This window comes from Spirosoma agri (assembly GCF_010747415.1).
In the GTDB taxonomy this organism is placed as follows: domain Bacteria; phylum Bacteroidota; class Bacteroidia; order Cytophagales; family Spirosomataceae; genus Spirosoma; species Spirosoma agri.
In genome coordinates this window covers 1,053,981-1,068,998 of record NZ_JAAGNZ010000001.1, presented here as the reverse complement: position 1 = coordinate 1,068,998, position 15,018 = coordinate 1,053,981, and the positions used below count along the sequence as shown (strand labels likewise).

Below are 15,018 nucleotides of genomic sequence, written 5' to 3'. Positions count from 1 at the left end.
GATAAATGAACGGAACAAATTGATAACCGGCGGTAGACCAACCCCGCAAAAATAGACGGTTCCGGGTTATAACCCAATTTTGTCTGGGTTTTTCATGATAAACCAACTGTTTGACAATTATTCTAAGAAAACGTTTAAAATTTATTAAAATAAATATAATATGATACCTCTCGACCGTTTTTCGGGACATGCTAATCTGTATGCACAGTATCGCATCGATTACCCGCCAGACCTTTATAATTACCTTCTCTCGTTTGTAACCGAGCGTCGTGCCGCCTGGGATTGTGCTACGGGAAATGGTCAGGTTGCGGATGTGTTGGCCAATTCATTTGATCAGGTCGATGCCACCGACATTAGTGAGACACAACTGATCCTGGCGGCAAAAAAACCGAATATCCGTTACCAGCTTAGCCAAGCCGAACAAACGCCGTTTGCCAACCAGACATTTGACCTGATTACCGTGGCACAGGCGTTGCACTGGTTTACTATTGACGCATTCCATCAGGAGGTCAGACGAGTCGCTAAACCGGGTGCTATACTGGCCGAATGGGGCTATGGCCTGGTTAAACTCGGCTCCGACCTCGACGCTGTCCTGCTCGACTTCTACCGCAACCGCGTTGGCCCCTATTGGGACCCGCAACGTGTTCACATCGATACATCGTACGCCAATCTGCCGTTCCCGTTTGCGGATGTACAGCACAATCAATTTACCATCCACCGAAACTGGACGCTGGATCGCTTTCTGAACTACTTACGAACCTGGTCAGCCGTGCGACAATATATCCACGAGAATGAAGAAGATCCCGTTACTGACTTCGGTGAACAGCTAAAAGCCCATTGGGGCGAAGGCGAGCGGGAGATACGATTCCCGGTATTTTTTCGGCTGGGCCGCGTAATGGATGAGCCCGTTCAGTAACTACCATATAGCCCATCGGCGACCAGTCACAGAGCGAAATCTATTTTCCGTGACTAGTCGCCGATGAGTGTTTTGCAACGCTTTTTCTAGAAATTAAACGAGGCAGACGCTTTTAAGGCAAATGGATTGACCGGGATGTTATTCGGTCCGACATTCAGGTAGGTAAGCCGGTGTATCGCCTGAATACGAATGATCTTAAAAATGTTATCAATACCATACCCCACTTCCATATAAGGTTTGGAACCATCGAGCGCGCCAAAGTGAATTGGCCTCATACCACCCGGCAGGGGCTTGAACGACTCAACGTCCTGGTTCGCCTTCGACTGGCTGCCCCACAGTGCATCGACATTGGCCACTAACCGCCAGTTGAGCTTACGAATGCCGGGAATCCGATTGAACAGAAGTCCTTCAAACTTGTGCTGAATGTGAACGGCAACAAACCGGTCGCTGACGAATTCGTAAAACTGCATCCGGTTAAACGTGTTGTTCGTCAGCAGGGGCGTTGGGTTGCCAATATGCGGAAACAACAGCGGGGCGGGCAAGGTCGATGGTGTATATCCCGCTGAGAGCAGATACGTCATCCGTCCGAGTGGGCCGATTCGCAGGGATTGCTGAGCGCGTAACGTAATTCGGTCGTAGTTGAAATTGCCGCCCATCGATTTGAGTCCTTTCGTGTACCGGATCGTTAGAACGGGGGCTCGTTTTGTACCGAGTGTGATCCGTTCATTGCCATCCATAATGTATTTCTCTTTCCGCGCCAGTCGGGCTTCGATCGACCAGTAGGCATCAAAAATATCGGATTTCAACGGTGACAGATCACCCATGTCCGGTTCACTTCGGTACTGGAACGGGAAGATCGGATCAACCGTACGAGTACCCAGCATGGCCGTCAGCAGAATGCCACGAACGGGCTCAGTGCGAAAAAACAGTTCTTTCTGTTCACTCCGGTATGCCCCCCGATACCGGCCAAAACGGCTCAGCGCGTAGAAAATCCGGTTTCCACCGATCAACTCAGGCGTCAGGCCCAGGCGTTCTAGATCATTGGCAAACCGAACACCCAGCATTGTCCAGTGCTGGCGTGAGAAGAGATAATTCGCTTCGGCTCCATACTTGAATTGATGGTCGAGTGTTCCATAAGCCAGATAACCCCGAAAAATCCAGTTCTTGCTAAACTCATCATTTGTTCTGAAACCGATCCGAGTCCGTAATCCCTCTACCGAGTTGACAGCAAATAAGTAAGGGTATGGTCCTAAGTCCACACCTCCCAATTTGTAGAATCCGGTGATGAGCACCTGCCCGATACCTTCGGCCGTTTTCACCGCTGGCACGGCCCTTAGCTTATCGATGATCTGGCGGGCTTTCTGATCGTCTTTACTCAGCGAATCTGAGCCCGCAAGCGTCCCCTGTACCGTATGCCAATAGGCATCATTGGCCGTCGCAACAGTATCGCTCGGTTCTAGAGGCTGCTCATAAAAGGTCAATGGGTGGGGTTTGTTCACGATCACATTACTACTCCGAAGCGTTACTTCAGCACGTAGACCCAGCGATTGTTTACCAACCCCCGTTAGGTCAGCGGTCAGCCGGATGGTAGTAGGCAGCCAGCCAGCCGTTCCCGATGAGTTCGTCGTATCGATGGTGGGTTCCAGCTCCTGTTCAATGGTCAACGCACGTACGTAGTTCAGGTTGGCTCCTTTACCAACGTGCGTTTCGATCTGGCACAACGCAAAGGTGGTTGTATCGATCCAGGCTTTACCCGTGAAGACCAAGTCTTCAGGTCGTTTTGGATCGAACTGAATTTCGTAGCAGGTGTGGTCGCCGATCTGGGTTGTATCCGCCAGGAAAAATTCGTACCAGTTTTTCCAGTTATCGCCGATGGGTGACGCAAAATCTTTACCCAGAATCGGGATGTAATTGTCGTAGAAATTCTGGCTGACCAGGTTCGTTCCGCCCAATAATTGCGAGCTAAGTCCGGCATCGTCAACAGCTACCCCTTTGATCCGGGTTTTCAGCACATCCTCGCGTTTACGCTGCGGACTATCCCGAAAGTAGTAATGAGAAACCGATTCCGAGACAAGGATCGGCAGCAGTCGATTACCATCGCTATCGACAATGGAGTCCTGCTTGCTCAGTGATTCATTGATTCGTTTGATCAGTGGATTCCGGCGCATCCGCTCCGAAACGTGGCTGAGAGCGATCTGTGTTTTTACGTAATTGTCGGTTTCATAAGCTACCAGTCGTTTGCGGTCGTTGATGACGCGATTTTTGCGTACCTGCCGCAACACGCGAAACGCCGGGTTCTCACCCGCATGAACCGTCACTTCCTGCAAGGATGTACCGCCCGCCACGAGTTTGAGGTCAACCGCCTGCGTTTGCCGTTCCCGGTCAATAAATTGCCGCTGCGTGACGTACCCCAGCGAGCTAACCGCAATCGAATCGGACAGTATTTTCGCGTTGAGGACATATCGGCCACGCTCGTCGGTCAGCGTACCAACACGACGGCCAACCAACGCGACGCTTGCAAAGGGTACGGGTTCGCCTGTGCGCGCATCTGTGATTAAACCGGTAACGGTATATATTGTCTGTGCACTGGTCTCTCTAACAAGACTGAAGAGAATTAAAAAGAAGAAAAGTGTGAGTAGTTTCTGTAGAGGCTTCATTACGTAGAATTACGGAAAACAAATTTACATAAACCTCTATAATCTTGAAATATAGTTCCCACCCAAATGTCATTAATAAGTCATTAATTGTTAAAAGCTTAGAGCAAATCAAAAATACTGTTTTACCCGACCAGCCATATGCGATCGGCGTCGGCGCCCTGCTCGGTCCACTCGACGAGTACCCGCTGTGATTCGAGGGTATTTACGCGCTTGCCGGTGTAATCGGGCTTGATCGGGAGATCGCGATTGTAACGCCGGTCGACCAGTACCAGCAGTTCGACTTTCCGGGGGCGGCCAAACGCGGTCATGGCATCAAGCGCGGCCCGTACCATCCGGCCCGTAGCCAGCACGTCGTCGACCAGAATGACGCGCTTGTCTTCAATAATAAACGGCACATGTGTTGCATTGGCCCGTAGCGGAGAATCGCGACGACGGAAATCATCCCGATAAAAGGTAGCATCGAGGTAGCCCAGTGGCACATCGTACCCCAGCGTGCGGTTTAGCTCGCGCCCGACGCGTTCGGCAAAGTAGATTCCCCGTGGTTGCATACCCAGAATCACGGTGTCGGCAAAATCCTGGTGATTTTCGATCAGTTGCTGGGCCAGTCGGCTAATAACGATTTCAAGCAGTGGGCTGGAAAGAATCAGGCGTTGTTGGTTCATGGGGTAAAAATAGGAGGTTACGGGCAGATTCGGCATTTTCCCTTCTCAGTCGATAGGTTTACCGACCACAAATACAGTATTGTTAGTAGTTTACAGCTGAACTTGCTTTGTTTTGGCTTGAAGCACTTGCGTTACTTATCATGAAAGGACAAGCTACGATCCATCTAATGCTATTGCTTGGTCTCGTTTCGACCATATGTCGGGCACAGAACGTAGCTGGTTTCTGGATGGGCGTCACCTACCCCGATGATCCAAGCAAGGCGGTGTTCAATTACGCCATGACCCTTACGCAGACGGGCAACACGATCGGCGGGACCGCGCAGACAAGCAACCCAAACGTACCTTTCGGCGGAGTGGCTCAATTGTCGGGACAGGTGGGTCCGGCGGCCGTTACCTTCAGCGAATCTAACAAAAACGGCAGCACCACCGTAGAGGACGTTTGCTACTGGCGCGGCAGCCTAACCTATAATGCTACCGACGAAAGTTTGATCGGCACCTACCAGCCGATTGTCAACGGCACAACCTGCAAGGACAAAACCAGCGGCAAGGTTGAGCTGTATCGCATCGTATTGAAGTCGGGTAATTCCTTTTGCAAAGGCACGCCAGTCGATCTAGTCGTTACGGGTAAAAACGTTCGCTGGTATTCGGGGGACTCCCAGTCCAAACTGCTGGCCACCGGCAACCAGTTCAGCCCAACTATTACCAAGACAACAACCTATTACATTACCCAGACATTATATAACACCGAAAGCCCGGCGGTACCCATCACGATTGACATTAGGGAACCGATTTTTAAAACGACTGTCACGAACGTAGGCTGTGGCAAACCGAGCGGTTCCATCGATGTTATCGCGACGAATGCGACGAACTGGCATTACAGCCTGAACGGAGGCCCGTTTCAATCCTCGCCTTCCTTTTTGAATATCAGCCCCGGAAGTTATACGGTTACGGTCCAAGATGCGGCTGGCTGTCAGGCCGATCAGCCGGTAAAGATCGTTTCCGGGGATGCACCCACCATCGCGAATATAAGCGTTACCCCTCCCCACTGCGCCACGGCCAATGGCGAGTTGAGCGTACAGGCCGCCGGTGGAACTCCTCCCCTGACCTACTCGATCGACTACGGCGTTACATTCCAGTCAAGTTCCGTTTTCAAGCAATTGCCGGCCAGCGACTATACCGTTCGCGTACATGATGCCAATGGCTGCGAAGTCAATAAGGTCGCCAGCCTTCCCGCACCTACTCTATTGGTCCTTGCTGCGGTTGACATAACGCCTACCACCTGCGGCCAGACAAACGGGCGCGTAACGATAACGGGTGCCAATGGGAAGCGACCAATTCAATATAGTATTGACAATCAGTCGTTCCAGATCAGCAACGTGTTCGATAGTTTGACAGCGGGTACGCATACGCTCGTTGCGACCGATAGCATCGGTTGTATCGTTCGTCAGGCTATCAGCGTAGGTGCCAGCACGGGTCCCGTACTCACCGATGTTCAGGTGACGCCCGAAGCGTGTGGGGAGCGTAATGGCGGACTCCGTGTAAGTCCACTGGCCGACAATACGTCTCTGTCCATCGACGGGCAGCTTTTTCAGCAGGCAACCGACTACGCAAACCTACAGGCGGGCACGTACCCCGTGACGGTGAAAGACGCGAACAATTGCCTTGTCACGAAACTGGTTCTAGTTCCGTCCGATTGTCCCAGTCAACTTCATTTGCCCACGGCCTTCTCGCCCAATGCTGATCAGTCGAATGATGCGCTCACCGTTTATTTCCGTTTCCCGTCAATCTCCGTAGCCCGCTTCACCGTTTTTGACCGATGGGGAGCAGTCATCCATAATCGTACTAATTTTGTGCTTTCAAACGGCGACTCTCTGTGGGATGGTCAGCTTAACGGCAACACAGCACCGGCGGGTACATACCTGTACCAGCTGGACTGTCAGTTTCCGAACGGCGTTCAGACCATTCTTCATCAATCGGTATCGCTCTTGCACTGACAACCCATGAAATTTTTGATCGTTGGCCTTGGCAACATAGGCCCTGAATACGCGATGACCCGGCACAATGCCGGCTTTATGGCGCTCGACCGAATGGCCGCCCAGCACGGCTTCGATTTTACGATGACTCGTCTGGCTTACACCGCCAAATGGCAGCACAAAGGAAAGCAACTGTTTTTCGTGAAGCCGACTACGTTCATGAACCTAAGTGGCCGGGCCGTAAGCTACTACATGAAACAGGAAAATATTCCCGTCAGCAATATTATCATCGTGACGGATGACAAAGATCTGCCGTTTGGCAAACTGCGCCTGAAACCCAAGGGGTCGCCGGGCGGACATAACGGACTACGTAATATTGATGAGGTGCTGAACACACAGGAATACGCTCGGTTACGTGTCGGCATTGGCAGTGATTTCTCCCGTGGAAAGCAGATCGATTTTGTGTTGGGCGAGTTTCCGGAGGACGAGCTGATTCAGTTACCGGACTATTTGGATCGTGTGGGCAATATCATTCTTGCTTTTTGTACTATGGGCATACAATTTGCCATGAACAATTACAACCAATAGTATAATTTTTTAAAGAATTTTGCATTTTTTTAAAAGAATATTTTCTGTATATTAAGCGAGTAAACTACCAAATAATATTCTATTTTCAAACTAACAGTAGTACTCGATTCAACAACTTACCTTTTAAACCACATTAAATTCGGAATATTATTTCGAACAGAGCCTTATCATTGCTTTGTACTTTCAGAACTTACATAGACATTTGTGCGTTCTCTAACTGAAAACAAAATAGAACAAAACAATGAAATCGCGTGTTATCTTTGCGTCGTTAATTCTTGGATTAGGATTACTGACAACTCGGGCAACCGCGGCTACCACCACCAACACTGATGATAGCCCGGCAACCTCCAAGCCGGCAAGTGCCATGCTTGTTAACGGTTCAGAAAAGCAGTTCGCTTTGTATTATGGACAGAATGTTACCAAGTTTTCGCACAACACCAATTGGCAAAACTTTATGAGCGTCATTTCGCTATACAACCAAAGCCCGGTCGCTGTACTGAATCTCAGCGCTGACGACCGTGCCAAGTTTAACGAATCAGTCGCTCAAGTAAATAATCAACTGGCCAAGCAGAAAAATGCAGAAGCCAGTCGCTGGATGAACCAGGCTGGTTACACAGCCCGGATGATCAACTTCCTCTGGAACGCGAATCAACCTCATAGCGAAAACTCTGACGTTCAGTAGGTTAAATTAAATACTGAATTAGACGAGTGTTTGGAACAGAAAAGGGTAAAAGTTAGTTTTTCATGTAGAAAAGGTTAAGGGTTTAGGAATAGTCAGTATAAGGTTCTCTGCTTCGATCAGGGAACCTTATCTTTTTTATAGCCTGTCTCATCTTTTGCCCATCATTAACAGCCTAGAAACGCTGGCTCTATCAAGGACCGTTCAGGCCCTTCGTAATCATACTCTCTCTGGTTCTTTTCGACTGCATTAGGGAAGGCGCGCCTAGTAGTGATTTGCCCACATCCGACACTGATAGTTGGGATAAGTTATTGCAAATCCGGTTAGGAGCTTTTAAGCATAATGACCTTATCAAGCGGGCCGAACAGAAAGTCGCTCAGGTCGAAGCGGCAACAGCTATCAGTCCCCTCCCCGACCGACCCGATCTGTACCGTATAGAACAGCTATTGGTAACTATGCGAACGGCGGTGTATCTTGCTGACCAATAGGAACAAAAAAGCCCAACGCCAGAATCTGCGCATGGCTTTCACGTTTTCTTAACCTAGCTTAAAAAGTCAGTAGTAACGGCATCATCACAAATGCTCTTCGCGTAACCAAGCTAAAAACCCGACCTTGTTCTCAAGGTCGGGTTTTTAAGTAAAGCGCCGGGTTTCCTCAATTCGACGCAATTGAAGTTGGCCCAGTGACCGGTACTATACCGATAACAAGTGACCTACAATCGGCGTAAGCGAACGACAGCGCGGGAACATTGCCATGATCAGGAACCAGGTCATGAGGGAAAGAGAACAACGTATGTGTTTTCTTTGCGATTGCATCATCACACGAATACAACACGCTTACATGGATTTATTTAACCAACTCGTTGACCCGACGACGGGTACACCTGACCAGTGGCCTTATCAATTGTTCGAGCAGTGTACCTTTAAAGACCTCAACTTGTCGAAAGCGATAGTAGCCAGCGCCAACTTTATCAACTGCCGCTTTGAGGACTGCGACCTATCGATGATCGTGTTGGAAGGGACCAAACTTGATGACGTTGTTTTTGTTCGTTGTAAACTGACCTCGGTAAACTTTGGGCTGTGTAGCGCCTTCGGTTTCCACATCGACTTCCAGGAGTGCCAGCTCGATTACACTTCTTTTTCGAACCGTAACCTCAAAAAAACTCGTTTTGTGGACTGCTCAATGCGAGAAGCGCGCTTCATAAGCTGCGATCTCAGTGGGGCTGCCTTCAAAAATTGCAACCTTGAGCTGGCTCTGTTTTCGGCCAATACACTTGCTCAGGTAGATTTTTCTAGTTCATACAATCTGGAACTAGATCCAGATGCGAATAAGCTCAAGAAGACAAAATTCTCACTTCATAGTCTACCAGGCCTTCTCACCAAATATGATATCGTCGTCAAGTAGCGGGAGACCAATCCCCTTACTTCAGGCCGGCAGCAGTCGTGCGGCAAAGCCACTACTCAGGCATGTTAATCAGTAGAACAGCAACACCAATTATAAAAACCAGCATTACTAGACTGACAAAAAAGTAAGCCGATCAAACTTTTCAAAATAGTCTTTCATGCTAAAACATCAGCCAGACAAGGCCTAACATCACCATCAGCGAAATAATGAAGATGCTTATCCAAGCGATAGCAACGGTATTGATGGATTTTCTTTTCATGGCGACGGTGGAATAGATACCGTGCAAAGATATTAAGACTCCATTAAAGATAAAAAATACTCAATATATTACAATAGCTCTTTTAATTAAGTCTGTATCCCTATTAATAAGTCTAGTAGCAGGCGGAGATTATAACAATGCATCATGGCCACGTAAGCAATCGACGTAGAGCGTACAGGATTACAACGTATTGCTGCCTGTCACTTTCTTTTCGAAAGACAGTCATCTGACTGTTGCCGTTTCATCTCGTCTATTTTGGCTTCGAGCGACGAAACAGTAAATGTAGTGGCCGGATAGAATAGGGTATTTTTATGTAGTAAACCGACCGAGGGATCTTTCCGTAGCTCGACGATAACATACGCAAAATCAGCGGATAGGATTACTTTGGCCACAACAGGCAAACTACGAGCCTTTTGCATTTCGGAAGGTGGGGAGTTCATAGACTATCTAAGATCTGTAATGGCGACGGTATACCGGCTCTTGCTCTACCATACAGTCGAAGAAGCAGCCAATTGATCAATTGACACTGAGTCTACAATGCCTTGATCAGGTAAACATAGACTGGGCCGTGAGTAAGCGGCAAAAAGCAGGCCAGTTTTGCTCTTGGTGGCTGACAGCTGACGTTGATTTGTACTTAAAACGGAACACATTTTCACGTTGACCAGCAGCCGACACAACCACTGACCGGCCAATTTATCTCGCTTAAGCGATTAAACCGGGCGCGTTAAACGCGTGAGGAGTAGCAGTGACCAGTGATAAAAATAAACATACCGTCTAATAAATTTGTAAAATAGCTACACTTGTAGCATTTTTATAATCTCATTACGTCAAAATAAGGCAATTATAGCACTGGGAGACAAATTAGGCCGTTTTAAAGTAACTATCTGTTGCCAGAACAGTTATACATCAACTAAGAAAATCCCTATACTCTACCTGTTAACTAGTTAACCAAATAAATCTACGTTAGCTTTAGTGTCGTAAACTATCCATTATCGAATTAGCCCCTTACTCGACTCTTATGAAAAAAAGCAGACTAGCCGATGAGCAATTGGTCAACTCGTTTCAAACGACAAGTGCTGCCGACAGCTTCGAAGCACTTTACAGCCGGTATGTGGGCAAAGTTTATCAGAAATGTTTATCGATCACGAAGGACTCCGAAGTAGCCCAGGATTACACGCAGGATATCTTTATCAAAGTATTCAGTAAACTCGATACATTCCAGAACCAGTCCGCCTTTTCGACCTGGCTCTATTCCATTTCGCATAACTACTGCCTGGACCAGATTCGAATCAGTAAACGACTGACTACCGAATCGTTGTCGGAAGAGCAGTCAATCAATTTACCTGAAGCGACAACGTCTGGTATCTCCGAAGAGCGGATGCAGGAACTGGAGCGTGTGATGAACGAGCTGCCCCAGGAGGACATAAAACTGTTGCGGCTCAAGCATGAACAGGGACTATCCATTCAGGCGATCAGTGAGCAGTACAACCTGTCGGAAAGCGCGGTTAAAATGCGCCTGAAGCGCTCACGTGACAAACTACAGCGGCTCTACGCCCATCATTTTTCGGGCTAAACAAAGGCACATATCATCTTACCAACCAACTTGTTGCCATTACTGGCAGCATAGCCGTAAACGCATTGGTTATCAGCAAACAAAAAAGCCATACCTCAAGATGAGTATGGCTTTCACGTTTTCTTAACCTAAACTAATCGTTAAGGAACCAGGTACCGGCTGTTGATAACCTGGTAGCCTTCTAATTTTGTCCCCCTACCCGGCTTTGTTCGGCCGATGTAGCTGAATTACGCTGACGAGCCGTTTTCACGTTCTGGTTGCCGAACCGATAGGTGAATGTCAGCATGATCCGACGGCTCTCCCACTGCGAACTAACCCGGAAGTTGATGTCCTGTACCATAGCAACTCCGTTAAACTTGTTGAGCCAGAACGGGTCGTTGATGTTCATTTTTATGTTGCCTTTGCCGTCCAGTATTTTCTTCTGAATACCCAGGCTGAAAGCGCCCATTGGCCGGGCTCTGTAGAAACCATATTGCGACGCGGAGTTATACCAAGCTGAGATTTCGGCAGAGAGCGTTTTGCTCAGCGTAATATTGTTCGAGGTATAAGCGTTGAACGTCACTAACTTCACTTCGTAAGGCGTTCCCGAATAGAAGGTCTGATAGTGTGTGTAATAGGCACTCACGTTGTTCTGCATTTTCCACCATTTCGTGATGTCTACGGGGAAGCTGACAGTCAGGTTGATATTGTCGAGCGAACCCAGATTTTCGGGTGTTACGTAGGTGATGTTTTCTGCCGGAATCTGCCGGGGCGTTTCACCGTTGATGAAATCCGTCGTCCGGCTGAAGCCCAGTGTCGTTGAGATCGCGCTCTTGTAAACGTGCGTCAGTTCGATCGAATTCGTATACTGAGGCCGCAGGAACGGATTTCCCTGCTGATACGTGTACGGGTCAAGATAGAACACAAACGGATTCAGGTTTTGGTAGTCAGGGCGTTGAATCCGGCGGCTATACGACAGATTCAGCGTATTGGTCGAATCTAATTGCCGAGACAGAAACAGCGTTGGGAAAAGATTCAGGTAATTGCGGTCAACGGTCTGATTAAGCGTAACCGACGTACCCGTTGAGTGCGTATGTTCGGCCCGCAGACCCACTTGCAGCTTGGTTTTCTTATCCAGATTTCCGGCGTAATTCATGTAAGCCGCGTTGATATTTTCGTCGTATTTGAACTGATTCGACCGGCTGGCGTCGAACAACCACAGTTTTGTTTCCTGCTGAAGCGTGTCGTAAATCGTGTTGTTATCGGCGTTCACAAAGCTACTTTTCAGACCGGCTTCGAACTTGCTGCCATTTTTGAGCGGATGCACGTAATCCGTCTTGAACGCCACTATGTTGATTGTCGATGGCATACCGTTCCGAACATCCTGATTAGGCCGAATCATCTCGTTGGCACCGTTGGAATAGGTTGTGCTTAGATTGTTCGTGCCCTCACCACCGTAGTGAACGTAGTCGGCATCGGCGGTCCATTCGCGGCCCTTTCCGTCAAATTCGTATTTGTAGTTGATGTTACCCGTCACATTCGACAGATACTGGCGCGCATCGGTTTTCGTCGCGGGCTTGCTGGTCAACTGGCGATTTTCGTCACTGATGAAGGTGTTATTGAGACCCGCCGACCGCCAGTCATTCGTAAAACCATTAACCAGAACCCCCACCGTACTTTTCTTGCTGACAAAATAGTCGAGACCCGCTTTGTAGGAGTGTCCAACGAACGTATTTGGCCGGAACGAATATTGATCGAAGTACGTCGTTTTCCCGTTGTACGGAATGGATCGATTGATCTCGTTGCTCTGCGAACTCTGCCGATTCGTGTAGCTGTAGTTTCCGAACAGATTGACTTTGCCTTCGCGGTGGTTCAGGTTGAGCGACGTATTGAATTTCGGCAGGTCGTCGCGAACACCGTTGAGGTTATTCACCCAGCCGTAGCCGGTTCCAACGATGAACGTTCCGTTCGTGCCAAAATTCTTGTTCTTCTTCATCTTGATATTGATGATCCCCGAATTGCCGGCAGCATCGTATTTTGAGCCTGGATTAGTAATGATCTCGATGGTGGCAATGTTATCACTTGGCGTGTTCTTGAGCAGATTCGCGACTTCCTGTTGTGAGAGGTACGTCTGCTTACCATCGATGTAAACAATAACGCCCGATTTGCCTTTCAACTGGATCTGATCGTTCTGCCGGTCGATGGTTACGCCCGGCGCTTTTTCCAGCACTTCCAGCGCCGTGTTGCCACTGGAAACGATGCTATTCTCCACGTTCACGACGGTGCGATCAACCTGCTGTTCGATGAAGGGCTTCTTGGCCACCACGTTTACTTCGGTCAGGTTTCTCGACTCCTCCGCCAGTGCCAGCGCAGGCAGTTCGACCGTTGGATGCGTTTCGTCGATAGCGAATGCATCACTGTATGTTTTGCGGAAACCGATTTGCTGAGCGGCTACCCGATATTGGCCCGCTCCAATATGTTCGAACACGTACTTACCGGTGGCCTCGCTGATCGCACCTTTCACGAGCGTCGAGTCTTTCGCTTTTACGAGCATCATCGTCGCAAATTCGAGTGGTTTACCGGCCACCGTGTTCACCTGACCGCTCACGTTGCCTCGTGTCAGGACCTGCCCAAACGACGTTGTTATTGTCAGCAGTAATAAGGGTAGAGCGTATAAAGTCGTTTTCATCGTGCTGTCTTTGTTCGGAAGGTTGCTGTGCTTGTACCTGAGTACATGGCAAAGGTAGGTAGTGGGCATCACAAAGTACCTGTTCTTACACAAGCGGTCTGAACGGCTGTATGAATGGATTTAGGTTGTGATTGGTGTTTTGACGAGCGACTTTGGATCAAAGATGCCCGAACGAACGGAACGTTGCTTGACAGGCGATTTTTTTTACTATTTTTCTGGCCTGTCTTTCTAACCTAAACGATGGCCTTTTTTCACGTTATCTGGATACTCCTGAATATTGGCCTGGCCATCGGCTTGTTCATCCTTTCGTATCGAAACTTCCGGCTGTTTTCAGAACGCTATGGCTATCTGCCCAGCGGGTTATTATTTATACTGACCGCTGGCATGTGTCAGTCACCAAATAAAGTACAGGAAAAGCAATCAGTCGGTGTTTTCGAGCGCGTTATTCCGGTGAAGGCCCAACTGTCTCACGGGTTGACTTCCAGAACGATTCCGCTGCTGGAACTCCCCACAATCAGCCTTTTTCAGCAGGTACAGATCAATCACCAGTCCAGATCGGATTCGGCCCAGGTGTCGAGTCAGATTTATTTGACTGGCTGGGCTACGGGCTTACGGTGGGAGCCCATCTACTCAACTGTGGATATCAGCCGGAATAATGAGCTGTCTTATTCTACGTCCGGCGTGTTTGAATGGCGCTTGCTCAGTTTCACTATTTACCGGCAACCCAAGTTTTTCGAAGGCAAACTCTCCCTTTCATCCAAACCAGGATTTATGTGATTTCGCTGACTGACTATGATTTTTTAGTAGTAAAGCGCTTCAATGAAGCGAAAGCAAAACCATAGTCAGTCAGTGTAATCGAAAAAATCAACGTTCAGACTTACAATTTCAACCCAACCGACCATACGCTTGCATCAGGACCTTCGCCGGCACGGAAGGGGCTGTTTGGCTCGTAACGGAAGAACAGTTTTGCGCTACCGCGATAGCCAAGCTCACTGGTTAATCCCCAACGAACGGGATTCAGGTTGAACGATCCGTGAGTCCGAACGGCTGATCCACCTTCGGGTTTCACTTTCGTGTAACTATCCAGCCGCATGCCGACATACGCTCCGGCCCCCAAGGTCAAACCCGATTTGAACCGCAGGTTCAGAATGACGGGCAAATTGAGCTGAGTCGTTACGAGTTTCGATTTGCGTAGATCGACGTTGGCCGGTTCAACGATAAGTTGGTTGTTTTGCTCGGTCAGCGTGTTGCGTCCTTCGAACATGAAATTATTCCAGGCAATTTCCGGACCGGTTACCAGCCGTAATTTCGTCGAACCATTTGTGATCAGGGGAATACGTTTCTGCCAGGCCAGCGCAACAAAGCGCGAACCGATGGGGCGCAAATCGTAGCCAGCAGGCAATGAACCACCGAGGTTATTGAACCCTACGTAGATGCTGAAATCGGAGGTGATGCGCTCGACGGTTCTGCGTGGTTTCGCAACCGAATCGGTAGAAATTACGACGGTTGTCTGGGCGAATACGGCGGTCGAAGCAGCAACTAAAGCGGTAGTCAGGAGGTGTTTGAACGTTTTCATGGCTGTAAACAAGAGTAAGCGTTTAGGAAATTTGAAGTTTATAGAGTTCAGGATTGTATTCCT

At 48.7% G+C, this 15,018-nt stretch carries 11 protein-coding genes; 7 read left to right on the top strand and 4 right to left on the bottom strand.

Annotated elements, in window-relative coordinates; all coding sequences use genetic code 11:
* Positions 1-160 precede the first annotated feature (160 nt).
* On the top strand, positions 161-916 hold the full coding sequence (locus GK091_RS04445) for a class I SAM-dependent methyltransferase (protein WP_164035403.1): 756 nt from the start codon (positions 161-163) through the stop codon (positions 914-916).
* Positions 917-1,002: 86 nt separating this feature from the next.
* Here the strand turns inward: GK091_RS04445 and GK091_RS04440 are convergent, their stop codons facing one another.
* Positions 1,003-3,573: a DUF5686 and carboxypeptidase-like regulatory domain-containing protein gene (locus GK091_RS04440; RefSeq protein ID WP_164035402.1), complete on the bottom strand. Its 2,571-nt coding sequence runs from the start codon at positions 3,571-3,573 to the stop codon at positions 1,003-1,005.
* Between the two features lie 122 nt (positions 3,574-3,695).
* Complete coding sequence (gene pyrR / locus GK091_RS04435) at positions 3,696-4,235, bottom strand: bifunctional pyr operon transcriptional regulator/uracil phosphoribosyltransferase PyrR (RefSeq protein ID WP_164035401.1); 540 nt, start codon at positions 4,233-4,235, stop codon at positions 3,696-3,698.
* A 140-nt stretch (positions 4,236-4,375) separates the two neighbouring features.
* Here pyrR and GK091_RS04430 point away from each other — a divergent pair, with 140 nt between their 5' ends.
* From GK091_RS04430 to GK091_RS04410, 5 genes are all read left to right on the top strand, one after another.
* Positions 4,376-6,229, top strand: a complete 1,854-nt coding sequence (locus GK091_RS04430) for a T9SS type B sorting domain-containing protein (protein WP_164035400.1) — start codon at positions 4,376-4,378, stop codon at positions 6,227-6,229.
* A 6-nt stretch (positions 6,230-6,235) separates the two neighbouring features.
* Complete coding sequence (gene pth / locus GK091_RS04425; protein WP_164035399.1) at positions 6,236-6,796, top strand: aminoacyl-tRNA hydrolase; 561 nt, start codon at positions 6,236-6,238, stop codon at positions 6,794-6,796.
* A 241-nt stretch (positions 6,797-7,037) separates the two neighbouring features.
* On the top strand, positions 7,038-7,478 hold the full coding sequence (locus GK091_RS04420) for a hypothetical protein (protein ID WP_164035398.1): 441 nt from the start codon (positions 7,038-7,040) through the stop codon (positions 7,476-7,478).
* A gap of 837 nt (positions 7,479-8,315) precedes the next feature.
* Positions 8,316-8,879 carry a pentapeptide repeat-containing protein gene (locus GK091_RS04415; RefSeq protein ID WP_164035397.1) on the top strand — a complete coding sequence of 188 codons (564 nt, stop codon included), beginning with the start codon at positions 8,316-8,318 and terminating at the stop codon, positions 8,877-8,879.
* Between the two features lie 1,277 nt (positions 8,880-10,156).
* Positions 10,157-10,711, top strand: a complete 555-nt coding sequence (locus GK091_RS04410; protein ID WP_164035396.1) for an RNA polymerase sigma factor — start codon at positions 10,157-10,159, stop codon at positions 10,709-10,711.
* A gap of 181 nt (positions 10,712-10,892) precedes the next feature.
* On the opposite strand, the gene GK091_RS04405 is transcribed toward GK091_RS04410, so the two are convergent.
* Positions 10,893-13,379, bottom strand: a complete 2,487-nt coding sequence (locus GK091_RS04405; protein ID WP_164035395.1) for an outer membrane beta-barrel protein — start codon at positions 13,377-13,379, stop codon at positions 10,893-10,895.
* A 240-nt stretch (positions 13,380-13,619) separates the two neighbouring features.
* Here GK091_RS04405 and GK091_RS04400 point away from each other — a divergent pair, with 240 nt between their 5' ends.
* Entirely contained in the window at positions 13,620-14,156 is a 537-nt protein-coding gene (locus GK091_RS04400; RefSeq protein ID WP_164035394.1) for a hypothetical protein, read from the top strand.
* 100 nt (positions 14,157-14,256) lie between these two features.
* Here GK091_RS04400 and GK091_RS04395 read toward each other — a convergent pair whose 3' ends face one another.
* Complete coding sequence (locus GK091_RS04395; protein ID WP_164035393.1) at positions 14,257-14,955, bottom strand: outer membrane beta-barrel protein; 699 nt, start codon at positions 14,953-14,955, stop codon at positions 14,257-14,259.
* Positions 14,956-15,018 lie beyond the last annotated feature (63 nt).

Bases quoted from the DNA above. Each gene is read 5' to 3' on its own strand.
- GK091_RS04410 (WP_164035396.1), top strand. From the start codon at position 10,157: ATGAAAAAAAGCAGACTAGCCGATGAGCAATTGGTCAACTCGTTTCAA.
- GK091_RS04440 (WP_164035402.1), bottom strand. From the start codon at position 3,573: ATGAAGCCTCTACAGAAACTACTCACACTTTTCTTCTTTTTAATTCTC.
- GK091_RS04445 (WP_164035403.1), top strand. From the start codon at position 161: ATGATACCTCTCGACCGTTTTTCGGGACATGCTAATCTGTATGCACAG.
- pyrR (WP_164035401.1), bottom strand. From the start codon at position 4,235: ATGAACCAACAACGCCTGATTCTTTCCAGCCCACTGCTTGAAATCGTT.
- GK091_RS04405 (WP_164035395.1), bottom strand. From the start codon at position 13,379: ATGAAAACGACTTTATACGCTCTACCCTTATTACTGCTGACAATAACA.
- GK091_RS04395 (WP_164035393.1), bottom strand. From the start codon at position 14,955: ATGAAAACGTTCAAACACCTCCTGACTACCGCTTTAGTTGCTGCTTCG.
- GK091_RS04430 (WP_164035400.1), top strand. From the start codon at position 4,376: ATGAAAGGACAAGCTACGATCCATCTAATGCTATTGCTTGGTCTCGTT.
- GK091_RS04415 (WP_164035397.1), top strand. From the start codon at position 8,316: ATGGATTTATTTAACCAACTCGTTGACCCGACGACGGGTACACCTGAC.
- pth (WP_164035399.1), top strand. From the start codon at position 6,236: ATGAAATTTTTGATCGTTGGCCTTGGCAACATAGGCCCTGAATACGCG.
- GK091_RS04420 (WP_164035398.1), top strand. From the start codon at position 7,038: ATGAAATCGCGTGTTATCTTTGCGTCGTTAATTCTTGGATTAGGATTA.
- GK091_RS04400 (WP_164035394.1), top strand. From the start codon at position 13,620: ATGGCCTTTTTTCACGTTATCTGGATACTCCTGAATATTGGCCTGGCC.